Here is a 12,469-nt window from a genome sequence, read left to right as displayed (position 1 = left end):
GTCAGTACTTCAACAGACTGTCGTCGTCGACCGAGACGGATCGACGAGAGCGGAAGATCGCCATGATGACGGCCAGACCCACGACCACCTCGGCGGCGGCGACGACCATCGTGAAGAACGCGAAGACCTGTCCGTCCAGTCCGCCGTGCATCCGCGAGAACGTCACGAAGGCCAGGTTCGCGGCGTTGAGCATCAGCTCGATGCACATGAAGACGACGATGGCGTTGCGGCGCAGGAGGACACCGGCGGCGCCGATGGTGAACAGGGCCGCGGACAGGTACAGGTAGTACTCCGGGTTCATCGGCTCGGCCCGTCGCGGAACTGCCGACTGACCGACGACTCGGCGTCGCTGCCGTCGGGGAGACGAGCGGGCCGGTCCACACCGTTGTGGCGTGCGTAGACACCCGGACTCGGCAGCGGTGTCACGCGGTCTCCGAAGCGGAACCTGTCCTGCGACAGCTCCTTCTGGGTTCTGGTCCGGCCGACGGCGTCCCGGTGGGTCAGCACCATGGCACCGATCGTGGCAGTGATGAGCAGCGCTCCGGTGAGCTCGAAGGCCCACACGTAGCGCACGAACACCAGCTCGGCGAGCCCCTCGACGTTCGCCGGCGACTGCGCGGTGAAGCCGCGGAAGTCGCTCAGCGCGGCATTGCCGAGCCCCCCGATCAGCAGGACACCGAATCCGAGACCCACGACGATGGCCGCGATGCGGTGCCCCCGTAGCGATTCGACGAGCGAGTCCGACGAGTCCACCCCCACGAGCATGAGTACGAAAAGGAAGAGCATCATCACGGCGCCGGTGTAGACCACGATCTGGACGACACCGAGGAAGACGGCACCCTGGACGATGTAGAAGATCGCGAGCACCACCATCGTCGATGCCAGGAACAGAGCCGAGTACACGGCTTTCGCCGACGCCACGACGCCCAGCGCGCCGATGAGAGCGAGCGGGGCGAGGATCCAGAAGGCGATGGCCTCGGAGGTCGAGACGATCATCGGTCCGCCTCCCGCCGGGCGATGACGGCCCCGCGGTAGTAGTCCTCGTCGGTGGCGCCGTCGGCCATGGCGTGCGGGGGCGCGTCCATCCCCTCGGCGAGCGAGGCCAACAGATCGGTCTTCTCGTAGATCAGATCGGCGCGGTTGTCGTCGGCCATCTCGTACTCGTTGGTCATGGTCAGGGCGCGGGTGGGGCACGCCTCGATGCACAGACCGCACCCGATGCACCGCAGGTAGTTGATCTGGTAGACGCGCCCGTACCGTTCGCCGGGCGAGTACCGCTCGGTCTCCGTGTTGTCGGCGCCCTCGACGTAGATGGCGTCGGCGGGGCACGCCCACGCGCACAGTTCGCAGCCGATGCACTTCTCCAGGCCGTCCGCGTAGCGATTCAGCTGGTGACGGCCGTGGTACCGCGTCGCCGTCGGTACCTTCTCCTCCGGATACGACTCGGTCTCCGGCTTCTTGAACATGGTGGCGAAGGTGACGCCGAAACCCGCGACAGGTCCCAGGAATTCAGGCATCGGTCGTCTCCTTGGTGATGGGTCGAGGGCGTGCCGGACCGGGTGAGCGGTCCGGCATCGGAGGCACGGGGAACCCGCCCGCCGCGGTATCGACCCCCTGCTGGTCCGCCGTCGCACCGGAGTGGGTCCGTTCCAGGCGCCCACGCCGTAGCGTCCGGGCGAGCACGGCGATCAGGGCGGCGGTGTAGACCAGTGACACCACCACGGTGACCGGCCGGACGTGCGGGGAGTCGAGGAGGAGGACGCGCACGGCCGCGATGACCATGATCCACAGCAGCGCAGCGGGAATGAGCACCTTCCACCCGAAGTTCATGAACTGGTCGTAGCGCAGGCGTGGCAGGGTGCTGCGGAGCCAGACGAAGACGAACAGGAAGCCCCACACCTTGATCGTGAACCAGAGAACCGGCCACCAGCCCTGATTGGCGCCGTCCCACAGGCTGATCGGGAAGGGGGCGCGCCAGCCGCCGAGAAAAAGCGTGGTCGCGAGCGCCGAGACGGTGACCATGTTGACGTACTCCGCGAGCATGAACATGGCGAACCGGAGCGAGGAGTACTCGGTGTGGAATCCGCCGACCAGTTCGCCCTCCGCCTCGGGGAGATCGAACGGCGCACGGTTGGTCTCGCCCACCATCGAGGTGATGTAGACGAGGAACGACGGCAGCAGCATCACGACGAACCACAGGCGCTCCTGCGAGGCGACGATGCCGGACGTCGACATGGTGCCCGCGTAGAGGAACACGGCCGCGAAGCTCAGGCCCATGGCCACCTCGTACGAGATCACCTGCGCGGTCGAGCGCAGTGCTCCCAGAAGCGGATACGTGGAACCGGACGACCACCCGGCCAGGACGATGCCGTACACACCGATCGAGGTCACGGCCAGGATGTAGAGCACCGCGACGGGCATGTCGGTCAGCTGGAGCGGGGTGATGTGCCCGAACACCGACACGGTGGGGCCGAACGGGATCACGGCGAAGGCCATGAAGGCGGGGACGACCGAGATGATCGGTGCCAGCAGGTAGATCGGACGGTCCACGCCCCTCGGGACGATCCCCTCCTTCAGGGCGAGCTTCACACCGTCGGCGAGGCTCTGCAGGATTCCCCACGGCCCGACCCTGTTGGGTCCGATGCGCATCTGCATCCAGGCCATGACCTTGCGCTCGGCGTAGATCGCGATGAGCGGTGTGAGCACGAGGAAGCCGAAGACGGCGAGCGCCTTGGCGACGACGAGCCACAGTGGGTCGATCCCGAAGACGGAGAGGTCGGTCATGACGGTGCTCCTGCCGAGAGACGCACGGCGGCACCGGGTGCGACGTGGAGGGTCGCACTCACTCGGGACGGTGCCGAGTTCCACGGCAGCCACACCACGTGGTCCGGCATGGCGGTGACGCGGAGCGGCAGCGTGATCGACCCCGAGTCGGTGGAGACGGTCAGTGGCTCACCGTCGGACACCCCGGTGTCGGCCGCGGTCGCGGGCGACAGCCGGGCGACGGGGGTCCGCGCCGTGCCGGCGAGATCGGTCTCCCCGTCCTGCATCCGCCCGGCGTCGAGCAGCATCCGCCAGCCGGCCAGTACGGCGGTTCCTGCGCCGAGGGCGGTCGGTGCCGCGCTGCCGCGGTCCGGAACGTCGGGGGATCCGGGTGCCGACCCGGCCGCGTCGAGTTCGCGGCGTGCCGCGTCGGCGTCCGGCAGTCCGAGGCGGTGACCCATCTCGGTGGCGATCGCGTCGAGGACCCGCAGGTCGGCCATCATGGACGGCGTCGGGAGTGCTGCTCCGAACGTGCGCCGGCGGCCTTCCCAGGTGGTGAACGATCCGGCCTTCTGCGCGACGGCGGCGACCGGGAACACGACGTCGGCCCGGTCGGTCACCTCGCTGCTGCGCAGGTCCAGTGCGACGACGAAGGGGACTCGGTCGAGCGCGGCGCTGGCCGCCTCGGGATCGGGGAGGTCGTCGAGCTCGACACCGGCCACGACGAGCGCGCGGAGGTCGGCGCCGAGGATGCCGACCGTGTCCCGGCCCGGTGTCGCCGGCAGATCGTCGACACCCCACGCCGCGGCCACCGTGCGCCGAACCGCGGGGTCGTCCACCCGGCGACCTCCGTGCAGGAGGGTGGGGAACGCACCCGAGTCGAGGGCGCCGCGGTCACCGGCACGGCGGGGGATCCACGCGACGCGGGCGCCGGTGGTGTCGGCGGTGCGCGCGACCGCGGCGAGGGTGCCGGGGCTCGACGCCGCGCGCTCGCCGACGAGGATCACCGCGCCCGGCACGCGCAGCTGGTCGAGCACGTCCGGGTCCGCCAGCCCCGCGGCCTCCGTCCCCGGCGCCGTGGGACGCACGTCGGCTCTCAGCTTCGTGCTGCCGGGCGACGCGAAGGGCGCCAGTGTCAGTACGCGAGTGTGTCCCCCGCGCACTGCCTTCCGCAGGCGGAGGAAGACGATGGGGCTCTCCTCCTCCGGTTCGAAGGACACGAGGACGACGATCGGTGCGGCCTCGAGTGCGGCGTACGTGACGTCGATCCCGCGGCCGGCCACCCGAGCGGACAGGAAGTCGGTCTCCTCCTCGGACGTCGGGCGGGCCCGGAAGTCGATGTCGTTGGTACCCAGCGCGATCCGCGCGAACTTGCTGTAGGCGTACGCGTCCTCGACGGTGAGACGGCCACCGGTGAGCACGCCGGCGTGTCCGCGAGCCTCCGCCAGGCCCCGAGCGGCCACCGCCAGGGCCTCCGACCACGACGCGGGCTCGAGGGTGGTTCCGCGTCGGACCAGCGGGGTGTCGAGGCGATCGGGCAGCGTGCCGTACGCGAACGCCCAGCGGCCCTTGTCGCAGCTCCATTCCTCGTTGACCTCGGGATCGTCGCCGGCCAACCGACGCAACACCTTTCCGCGGCGATGGTCCGTGCGCTGGGCGCACCCACTGGAGCAGTGCTCGCAGACGCTGGGAGTCGACACCAGGTCGAAGGGCCGCGCGCGGAATCGGTAGGCGGTGTTGGTGAGTGCACCCACCGGGCAGATCTGCACGGTGTTGCCGGAGAAGTACGACTCGAAAGGCTCGGCGCCGTAGATGCCGACCTGTTGCAGCGCACCGCGTTCGAGCAGATCGATGAACGGGTCACCGGCGATCTGCTCGGAGAAGCGCGTGCACCGGGCGCAGAGGACGCACCGCTCCCGGTCGAGCAGGACCTCGGTCGACAGGGGGATCGGCTTGGGATACGTGCGTTTGGTCTCCGTGAAGCGCGACTCGGTGCGGCCGGTGGACATGGCCTGGTTCTGCAGCGGGCACTCGCCACCCTTGTCGCACACCGGGCAGTCCAGCGGATGGTTGATCAGGAGCAGTTCCATCACTCCGCGCTGCGCCTTCTCGGCGATCTCCGAGCTGTGCTGCGTCCGGATCACCATGCCGTCGGACACCGTGGTGGTGCACGACGCCAGGGGCTTGCGTTGACCCTCGACGTCGACCAGGCACTGCCGGCACGCGCCGACCGGGTCGAGCAGCGGGTGGTCGCAGAACCGCGGGATCTGCACACCGAGCATCTCGGCCGCCCGGATGACCAGGGTGCCTTTCGGGACCGACATCGGGACGCCGTCGAGGGTGATGTCCACCGTCGTCTCGGCGCGCGCGCCGTCGTTCTGCACCGCGGTCATGTCAGTTGTCCTGCCATCAGGGTGGAGAGGTGCGGATCGAAGGGGCATCCACCCTGCTCCACGTGCGCCACGTACTCGTCCCGGAAGTGGGCGATCGACGAGACGATGGGGCTTGCCGCCCCGTCTCCCAACGCGCAGAACGACTTTCCCAGGATGCTGTCGGCGACGTCGAGCAGCTTCTGCAGGTCACCCTCCGATCCGGTGCCGTTCTCGAGGCGCGCGAGTATCTGCACCAGCCAGTAGGTGCCCTCCCGGCACGGGGTGCACTTCCCACACGATTCGTGCGCGTAGAACTCGCTCCAGCGCCGGACCGCACGGACCACGCAGGTCGTCTCGTCGAAGATCTGGAGTGCTTTCGTGCCGAGCATCGATCCCGCGGCACTCACACCCTCGTAGTCGAGCGGGACGTCGAGGTGCTCGGCCGTGAAGATCGGGGTGGAGGATCCGCCCGGTGTCCAGAACTTCAGCGTGTGCCCGGCGCGGACACCGCCCGCGTGCTCGAGCAACTCGCGCAACGTGATGCCGAGCGGCGCCTCGTACTGTCCGGGGCGGGTGACGTGGCCGGAGAGCGAGTACAGCGTGAAGCCGGGTGACTTCTCACTGCCCATCGAGCGGAACCACTGCGTCCCGCGCGCCAGTACCGTCGGCACACTCGCGATGGACTCGACGTTGTTGACGACGGTGGGGCTCGCGTAGAGGCCCGCCACGGCGGGGAACGGTGGCCGCAGCCGGGGCTGGCCGCGGCGCCCCTCGAGGGAGTCGAGCAGTGCGGTCTCCTCGCCGCAGATGTAGGCGCCCGCCCCCGCATGGACGACGAGGTCCAGATCGAACCCGGAGCCCTGGATGTCCGTGCCCAGATACCCCGCGGCGTAGGCCTCGGCGACCGCGGCCTGCAGCCGCCGCAGCACCGGCACCACCTCACCGCGGAGGTAGACGAACGCGTGCGACGAGCGGATGGCGTACGCAGCGATCACGATGCCTTCGACCAGCGCGTGGGGTGTGGCCATCAGCAGCGGCATGTCCTTGCACGTGCCCGGCTCCGATTCGTCGGCGTTCACCACGAGGTAGTGCGGCACGGTCTGGTCCGCGGGTGTCGGGCCGTCCTGGGGGATGAAGCTCCACTTCGTGCCGGTGGGGAAACCGGCGCCGCCGCGGCCGCGCAGGCCTGAGTCCTTGACCGTGCCGATGACCTCGTCGGGTGTCATCGCCAGGGCTGCGGCGAGTCCGTCGTACCCGCCGTGGCGGCGGTAGGTGTCCAGAGTCCAGGACTCGGGCTCGTCCCAGTAGCGGCTCAGAACCGGGGTGAGTGTCACGGCCGGGCCTCCTTCGCTGCAGTGCCGTTCGGGTGGGGCACACCGGCAGACGGGGCGGGCGCGGGCTTGTCCGGGGTGGAGTCCGTCGGCGGCTCGGCTGCCGCCGCCGCGTCGGGTTCCGCGTGATCGGGGGCGCGCATGTCCTTCTCCCGCGCGACACGCAGGCCTGCCAGCGTCGCCTCGCCGGCGGCCGGTGCGTCGAGCGCGCCGGGCCGGGTGTCGGGAAAGCCCGCCAGGATGCGCGAGGTCTCGCGGAAGGTGCACAGGGTCGCGCCGCGCGTCGGGGTGACCGGGCGCCCGGCGCGGAGTTCGTCGACCAGCGTGCGTGCCGACTCGGGAGTCTGGTTGTCGAAGAACTCCCAGTTCACCATCACCACCGGTGCGTAGTCGCAGGCGGCGTTGCACTCGATGTGTTCGAGCGTCACGGTGCCGTCCGTGACGCCGTCGAGGTGGTCGACGAGGGCCTCGTGAATGGCGTCCCCGCCCATCACGGCGCAGAGGGTGTTGGTGCACACGCCGACGAGGTAGTCGCCTGTCGGCTCGCGTCGGTACATCGAGTAGAACGTCGCCACCGCCGCGACCTCGGCACCCGTGAGGTCGAGTGTGTGCGAACAGAAGTCGACCGCGGCGGGGGTGAGGTACCCGTCCTCGGCCTGGAGCAGATGAAGGATCGGGATGATCGCGGACCGGGCGCGCGGGTAGCGGGCGACGATGGTGGCGGCGTCCGCCTCGAGGCGGGCCAGCACGTCCTCGGGGTAGGTACGCCGGGCCCCGGGTCGCACGAGTTGGACGCGTTCCTCCGGACGGGGTCCGAAGGGTATCGCCACCGGTTCCCGTGTGCTCATCGGTCCACCCCACCCATCACGGGATCGATGCTCGCCACGGACGCGATCACGTCGGACACCATGCCGCCCTCGCACATCGCCGCGACGGCCTGCAGATTGGTGAACGACGGGTCCCGGAAGTGCACCCGGTAGGGCCGGGATCCACCGTCGGAGACCATGTGCACACCCAGCTCGCCGCGGGGTGACTCCACCGCGACGTAGACCTGTCCCTCGGGCACGCGGATGCCCTCGGTGACGAGCTTGAAATGGTGGATCAGCGATTCCATCGATCCGTCCATGATCTTCTGCACGTGCTCGCGGGAGTTGCCCAGTCCGTCGGGGCCCGAGACCAGGTCCGCAGGCCACGCGATCTTCTTGTCCGACACCATCACGGGCCCCGGCGCCAGTCGGTCGAGGCACTGTTCGACGATCTTCAGCGACTCGCTCATCTCGTCGACACGGATGAGATACCGCGCGTAGCAGTCACTCTCCTGTTCGGTGATCACGTCGAACTCGTAGGTCTCGTAGCCGCAGTAGGGCTCCGCGCGACGGAGATCGTGGGGCAAGCCCGTGGCACGCAGCACCGGACCCGTGATTCCGAGTGCCATGCATCCGGTGAGATCGAGGTACCCGATGCCGCGGGTCCGACCCTTCCAGATGGGGTTGTCGTCCAGCATCGCACTCATGTCGCGCAGGCGGATCGGCAACAGGTGCAGCAGGTCCCGGATCTTCGGCACGGCGTCGTCGGGCAGGTCCATCGCCAGCCCGCCCGGCCGGACGAACGCGTGATTCATCCGCAGGCCCGTGATCGTCTCGAAGATGTCGAGGATCAGTTCACGTTCCCGGAATCCGAAGAGCATGGCGGTGACCGCGCCGAGCTCCATGCCGCCGGTGGCCAGAGCGACCAGGTGCGAGGAGATGCGGTTGAGTTCCATCAGCAACACCCGGATCACGGTCGCGCGTTCCGGCACGTCGTCGGTGATGCCGAGCAGCTTCTCCACGCCGAGGCAGTACGCCGTCTCGTTGAAGAAGGGCGACAGGTAGTCCATCCGCGTCACGTAGGTGACGCCCTGCGTCCAGTTCCGGTACTCGAGGTTCTTCTCGATACCGGTGTGCAGGTAGCCGATTCCGCACCGCGCCTCGGTGACGGTCTCCCCCTCGATCTCGAGGATGAGGCGGAGGACCCCGTGCGTGGAGGGGTGCTGCGGTCCCATGTTGACGACGATGCGCTCCTCACCGGCGGTGCCGGCCAGGTCGACGATCTCGTCCCAGTCCTGGCCCGACGCGGTGTAGACGGTCGGCGTGGTGTGATCCTTCTCGAGTGTCATCAGTTGTACGACCTGCGCTGATCGGGGGGCGCGATCCGCGCGCCCTTGAACTCCACCGGGATGCCGCCCAGCGGGTAGTCCTTGCGTTGCGGGTGCCCCACCCAGTCGTCGGGCATCTCGATGCGTGTCAGGGACGGGTGCCCGTCGAACTCGATGCCGAAGAAGTCGTACGTCTCGCGCTCGTGCCAGTCGGTGGTGGGGTAGATGCCGCACAGCGACGGAATGTGCGGGTCGGACTCCGGCACAGACACTTCGAGACGCAACCGACGACCGTGCGTGATGGACTGCAGATGGTAGACGGCGTGCAGCTCGCGTCCGGTCTCGCCGGGCTGGTGGACGCCACTGACGCCGAGACACAGTTCGAAGCGGAGTGCCTGATCGTCGCGTAGCGCGGACGCGACAGCGGGCAGGTGCGTACGCGCGATGTGCAGAGTCAGCTCACCGCGGTGGAGCACGGCACGCTCGACGGCGTCGTCCCAACGTTCGCCCCGAGCCGCGAGCGCCGACTCCAGTGCGTCCGCCACGACGTCGTGGTCCCCACCGAACGGTCGACTCGCGTTGTCGTGTCGGGGTTTCGGCGGCGCCAGTCGGCCGTAACCCGACGTGTCGCCCGAACCGCGCACTCCGAACATGCCCCGCGCTCTCATCGCAGCAGCGTCTTCGCGTCGATGACGGACGGAGAACTCAGCGCGGCCTTCTCGGTCTCGGCGATGGCCCTCTCGCGGTCGACGCCCAGCGGCATCGCCTGGATCGACGCGTGCAACTGCAGGATGGCGTTGATCAGCATCTCGGGCCGCGGCGGACAACCGGGCAGATAGATGTCGACCGGTACCACGTGGTCGACGCCCTGCACGATGGCGTAGTTGTTGAACATTCCTCCCGAGGACGCGCAGACACCCATCGCCAGAACCCATTTCGGCTCGGCCATCTGGTCGTACACCTGCCGGAGCACCGGTGCCATCTTCTGGCTCACCCGTCCCGCGACGATCATGAGATCGGCCTGGCGGGGGGAGGCACGGAAGGCTTCCATACCGAATCGGGCGAGATCGAACCGGCCGGACGTCGTCGACATCATCTCGATCGCACAGCACGCCAGTCCGAAGGTCGCGGGCCACAGAGACCCCTTACGGGCGAAGCCGGCGAGGCCTTCGACAGTGGTCAGCAGGAAGCCGCTCGGCAGCTTCTCTTCCAATCCCATGCGATCACTTCTTCCACGGCGAGTGGATCAGTCCCAGCTGAGACCTCCACGACGCCACTCGTATGCGTAGGCGACGGAAACGTTGACGATGAACAGGGCCATCGCGGCGAGACCGAACACACCCAGTGCCTCGAAGTGCACAGCCCACGGGTACAGGAACACGATCTCGATGTCGAAGATGATGAAAAGCATTGCGGTGAGGTAGAACTTGACCGGAAAGCGACCGCCGCCGATGTGCTGCGGGGTGGGCTCGACGCCACATTCGTACGCGTCGAGCTTGGCGCGGTTGTATCGCTTCGGTCCCACTTCCGATGCCACGAGGACCGAGAACAGCGCGAAGGCGACCGCGATCGCGCCGAGGACGAGGACCGGCACATATGCGTTCATGCCACTCGAACTCCTGCCCGTGTCGTGGGTTCCGACCGGAACCGCCCTACGCCTCGAGGTGATCTGTGCCACACAGTAGGACTTTTTCGTCGCGATGGGTCCGGTTTGGTGACTCGGGCTCACAATCGTCGCGAATCGGTGATCCCCGGCGTCACAGATCGGAGATCCGGCGAGGCCTCAGGCAGGGTCGCGGAGCAGTCCCACCACGGCGCGGCCGAGTTCGAGCGGGTCGATCGGGTGCGACACCGACGCGTCGGCACGCGACCAGGTGGCCAACCACGCGTCGTCGGGGCGGCCGGTGAGCACGAGAAGTGGTGGACACGGGTCGATCTCGTCGCGCAGTTGCTTCGCGAGGCCCATCCCGCCGACGGGAGCGCTCTCACCGTCGAGGATCACGAGATCGACACCGCCGCGATCCAGGTGCTCGATCACGACGGGCGCCGTCGCCACGTCGAGATACTCGATCTCGGGCAGGTCGGGGTGCGGGCGACGGCCCAGCGCCTGGTGGACGAGCGCCCGCGTGGACGCGTGGCTGCTGTAGATCAGCACCGACAACGTTGCGTCCGCCACGGGTGGGACGTTACCCAGTGCGCTTCGCGCCCGTGCGCCTTTTGCGTATGCCTGGATGCGCAAGAGGCGCACAGGCGCGGAGCGCATCTACGACCGGTACAGCGACTCCTCGTATGCCGGCCCGTAGTACGCCCGCAGTTCCTCGAGCGATTCCGGCGAGTCGGGGATCAGCGTCTTGGAGATCTCTGCGACCGTCGGCAGCACCGACGGATTCCAGGTGCCCGGCTCCCACAGCCGTGACCGCAGGAACGCCTTGGCGCAGTGATGGAAGACCTGCTCGATGTCGACGACGAGCGCGAGGATCGGGCGGTGTCCCTTGACCACGAGGTCGTCGAAGAACGGCGCGTCGGAGATCAACCGCGCGCGGCCGTTGATGCGCAGCGTGTCCCCGCGTCCGGGGACCAGGAAGTCGAGCCCCACGAACGGGTTGCTCAGCACGTTGCGGTATCCGTCCATCCGCTTGTTGCCGGGCCGTTCCGCCAGCGCGATGGTGGCGTCGTCGAGGACGTGCACCAGCGAGCCGGGCGGGTCTCCCTTCGGCGAGACGTCGCACCGTCCGGTCTCGTCAGCGGTGGCCACCAGGCAGAACGGCGAGGCCGCGAGGAAGTCGCGGTCGAGCGGATGCAGCCGGGGGCGATCCTTGTGGGCGGCGCGGAAGCTCGGCGTACCGAACATCGCCGTCAGCGTCTCACCGTCGGTCACCTGTGTCCACGTCACGACGCGTCACCCACCGGGAGTGCCGGGAGATTCTGCTCGATCTGCTCCCGCGTCGGCTCGAGCCACGGCGGCAGCTTCAACGAGCGCCCGAGTTCGAGCAGTGGCTCGTCGACGTCGAATCCCGGCGCCTCGGTCGCGATCTCGAACAGCACGCCGCCCGGCTCCCGGAAGTAGATCGACTGGAAGTACTGCCGGTCCAGGATCTCGGTGACGTGCGCGCCGCTGTCGACCAGCTCGGTGCGCCAGGCGGTGAGCGTCTCGTGGTCGGGCGCACGGAAGGCGACGTGGTGAACGGTGCCGCCTGCCTGCAGACCACGGTCGCTGCGGTCGGTGACGACGTCGACCAGCGCGCCCGCGCCGCCCGCGGCCATGGCGAACCGCGCGCTCGCGGCACCGTCCGCGGCGACGGTCATGCTCATCCGGTCGGTGAGCAGCTCGGCTGTCGCGTCGAGTGTCGTCTCGGTGAGGGTGACCGAGTGCAGTCCGCGCACCGCGTGTTCGGTGGGCACCGATGCCACGCCGTCCCAGCCGGAGCGGGTGTCCCCGTCGGAGGCGATCAGGTCGAGGACCATGCCGTCGTGGTCGTACAGGCGCAGGACCTCGTCGTCGCCGCGGGTCACCGGCGCCTCGACGCGCACGTTCAGCTCCCGGAGCCGGTCGTGCCAGAAGGACAGCGACGAGCCCGGAACGCTGAACGCTGTCGAGGTCGCGAGTCCGGTTCCCTGTCGTCCGCGCTCGACGTCCTTCCACGGGAAGAAGGTGATGAGCGACGACGGGCTACCGCGGAAGTCCCCGTAATACAGGTGGTAGGTGCCGGGGTCGTCGAAATTGACGGTCTGCTTCACCAACCGCAGGCCGAGCACGCGCGTGTAGAACTCCACGTTCCGGCCGGGGTCCGACGCGATGGCGGTGACGTGGTGAAGACCGAGAGGGGCGAGTGTCGTCATGGGACCATCGTCCTACGTGTGCGCCGATA

Annotated in this window: 14 protein-coding genes; all 14 read right to left on the bottom strand. The window is 68.6% G+C overall.

All coding sequences use genetic code 11. The features are described 5' to 3' along the window. Position 1 precedes the first annotated feature (1 nt). The 14 genes from nuoK to HQ314_RS10185 all read right to left on the bottom strand — a co-directional run bounded on the left by nuoK (position 2) and on the right by HQ314_RS10185 (position 12,440). Complete coding sequence (gene nuoK / locus HQ314_RS10250; protein WP_056440973.1) at positions 2-301, bottom strand: NADH-quinone oxidoreductase subunit NuoK; 300 nt, start codon at positions 299-301, stop codon at positions 2-4. Continuing rightward, positions 298-996, bottom strand: coding sequence for an NADH-quinone oxidoreductase subunit J (locus HQ314_RS10245; protein ID WP_051613412.1), 699 nt, complete (start codon positions 994-996; stop codon positions 298-300). Before HQ314_RS10245 ends, nuoK begins: the two co-directional genes overlap by 4 nt. Next, positions 993-1,517, bottom strand: a complete 525-nt coding sequence (nuoI, locus tag HQ314_RS10240; RefSeq protein WP_027506032.1) for an NADH-quinone oxidoreductase subunit NuoI — start codon at positions 1,515-1,517, stop codon at positions 993-995. The genes HQ314_RS10245 and nuoI overlap by 4 nt, the downstream gene beginning before the upstream one ends. Next, positions 1,510-2,784 (bottom strand): NADH-quinone oxidoreductase subunit NuoH, encoded by a 1,275-nt coding sequence (gene nuoH, locus HQ314_RS10235; protein WP_222649958.1) that lies wholly within the window; start codon positions 2,782-2,784, stop codon positions 1,510-1,512. The genes nuoI and nuoH overlap by 8 nt, the downstream gene beginning before the upstream one ends. Beyond that, positions 2,781-5,156, bottom strand: coding sequence for an NADH-quinone oxidoreductase subunit G (locus tag HQ314_RS10230; protein ID WP_222649957.1), 2,376 nt, complete (start codon positions 5,154-5,156; stop codon positions 2,781-2,783). Before HQ314_RS10230 ends, nuoH begins: the two co-directional genes overlap by 4 nt. Continuing rightward, positions 5,153-6,469 carry an NADH-quinone oxidoreductase subunit NuoF gene (gene nuoF / locus HQ314_RS10225; RefSeq protein ID WP_222629538.1) on the bottom strand — a complete coding sequence of 439 codons (1,317 nt, stop codon included), beginning with the start codon at positions 6,467-6,469 and terminating at the stop codon, positions 5,153-5,155. The genes HQ314_RS10230 and nuoF overlap by 4 nt, the downstream gene beginning before the upstream one ends. After that, complete coding sequence (nuoE, locus tag HQ314_RS10220; protein ID WP_222649956.1) at positions 6,466-7,314, bottom strand: NADH-quinone oxidoreductase subunit NuoE; 849 nt, start codon at positions 7,312-7,314, stop codon at positions 6,466-6,468. Before nuoE ends, nuoF begins: the two co-directional genes overlap by 4 nt. Further along, the gene (gene nuoD, locus HQ314_RS10215; protein WP_056440985.1) at positions 7,311-8,621 is read right to left on the bottom strand and encodes an NADH dehydrogenase (quinone) subunit D; all 1,311 of its coding nucleotides are present in this window, start codon (positions 8,619-8,621) and stop codon (positions 7,311-7,313) included. Before nuoD ends, nuoE begins: the two co-directional genes overlap by 4 nt. Further along, on the bottom strand, positions 8,621-9,268 hold the full coding sequence (locus HQ314_RS10210; protein WP_222649955.1) for an NADH-quinone oxidoreductase subunit C: 648 nt from the start codon (positions 9,266-9,268) through the stop codon (positions 8,621-8,623). Before HQ314_RS10210 ends, nuoD begins: the two co-directional genes overlap by 1 nt. Then, positions 9,265-9,819, bottom strand: coding sequence for an NADH-quinone oxidoreductase subunit B family protein (locus HQ314_RS10205; protein WP_027506037.1), 555 nt, complete (start codon positions 9,817-9,819; stop codon positions 9,265-9,267). The genes HQ314_RS10210 and HQ314_RS10205 overlap by 4 nt, the downstream gene beginning before the upstream one ends. A 27-nt stretch (positions 9,820-9,846) precedes the next feature. Continuing rightward, positions 9,847-10,206, bottom strand: a complete 360-nt coding sequence (locus HQ314_RS10200) for an NADH-quinone oxidoreductase subunit A (protein WP_027506038.1) — start codon at positions 10,204-10,206, stop codon at positions 9,847-9,849. Between the two features lie 177 nt (positions 10,207-10,383). Then, positions 10,384-10,776, bottom strand: a complete 393-nt coding sequence (locus HQ314_RS10195) for a response regulator transcription factor (protein WP_056440992.1) — start codon at positions 10,774-10,776, stop codon at positions 10,384-10,386. A gap of 87 nt (positions 10,777-10,863) precedes the next feature. Next, a complete protein-coding gene (locus HQ314_RS10190; RefSeq protein WP_307097003.1) occupies positions 10,864-11,493 on the bottom strand; it encodes an MSMEG_1061 family FMN-dependent PPOX-type flavoprotein in 630 nt (209 codons plus the stop codon). After that, positions 11,490-12,440, bottom strand: coding sequence for a ring-cleaving dioxygenase (locus tag HQ314_RS10185; RefSeq protein ID WP_056440995.1), 951 nt, complete (start codon positions 12,438-12,440; stop codon positions 11,490-11,492). The genes HQ314_RS10190 and HQ314_RS10185 overlap by 4 nt, the downstream gene beginning before the upstream one ends. Positions 12,441-12,469 lie beyond the last annotated feature (29 nt).

Source organism: Rhodococcus sp. BP-332, assembly GCF_019836065.1.
Lineage (GTDB): Bacteria > Actinomycetota > Actinomycetes > Mycobacteriales > Mycobacteriaceae > Rhodococcoides.
The sequence above is the reverse complement of the archived record's forward strand: the minus strand, read 5'-3'. Positions and strand labels throughout refer to the sequence as shown.

What these genes read in the sequence shown, in the direction of transcription:
- nuoK (WP_056440973.1), bottom strand. Translation starts at nt 301, where the DNA reads ATGAACCCGGAGTACTACCTGTACCTGTCCGCGGCCCTGTTCACCATC.
- HQ314_RS10245 (WP_051613412.1), bottom strand. Translation starts at nt 996, where the DNA reads ATGATCGTCTCGACCTCCGAGGCCATCGCCTTCTGGATCCTCGCCCCG.
- nuoI (WP_027506032.1), bottom strand. Translation starts at nt 1,517, where the DNA reads ATGCCTGAATTCCTGGGACCTGTCGCGGGTTTCGGCGTCACCTTCGCC.
- nuoH (WP_222649958.1), bottom strand. Translation starts at nt 2,784, where the DNA reads ATGACCGACCTCTCCGTCTTCGGGATCGACCCACTGTGGCTCGTCGTC.
- HQ314_RS10230 (WP_222649957.1), bottom strand. Translation starts at nt 5,156, where the DNA reads ATGACCGCGGTGCAGAACGACGGCGCGCGCGCCGAGACGACGGTGGAC.
- nuoE (WP_222649956.1), bottom strand. Translation starts at nt 7,314, where the DNA reads ATGAGCACACGGGAACCGGTGGCGATACCCTTCGGACCCCGTCCGGAG.
- nuoD (WP_056440985.1), bottom strand. Translation starts at nt 8,621, where the DNA reads ATGACACTCGAGAAGGATCACACCACGCCGACCGTCTACACCGCGTCG.
- HQ314_RS10210 (WP_222649955.1), bottom strand. Translation starts at nt 9,268, where the DNA reads ATGAGAGCGCGGGGCATGTTCGGAGTGCGCGGTTCGGGCGACACGTCG.
- HQ314_RS10205 (WP_027506037.1), bottom strand. Translation starts at nt 9,819, where the DNA reads ATGGGATTGGAAGAGAAGCTGCCGAGCGGCTTCCTGCTGACCACTGTC.
- HQ314_RS10200 (WP_027506038.1), bottom strand. Translation starts at nt 10,206, where the DNA reads ATGAACGCATATGTGCCGGTCCTCGTCCTCGGCGCGATCGCGGTCGCC.
- HQ314_RS10185 (WP_056440995.1), bottom strand. Translation starts at nt 12,440, where the DNA reads ATGACGACACTCGCCCCTCTCGGTCTTCACCACGTCACCGCCATCGCG.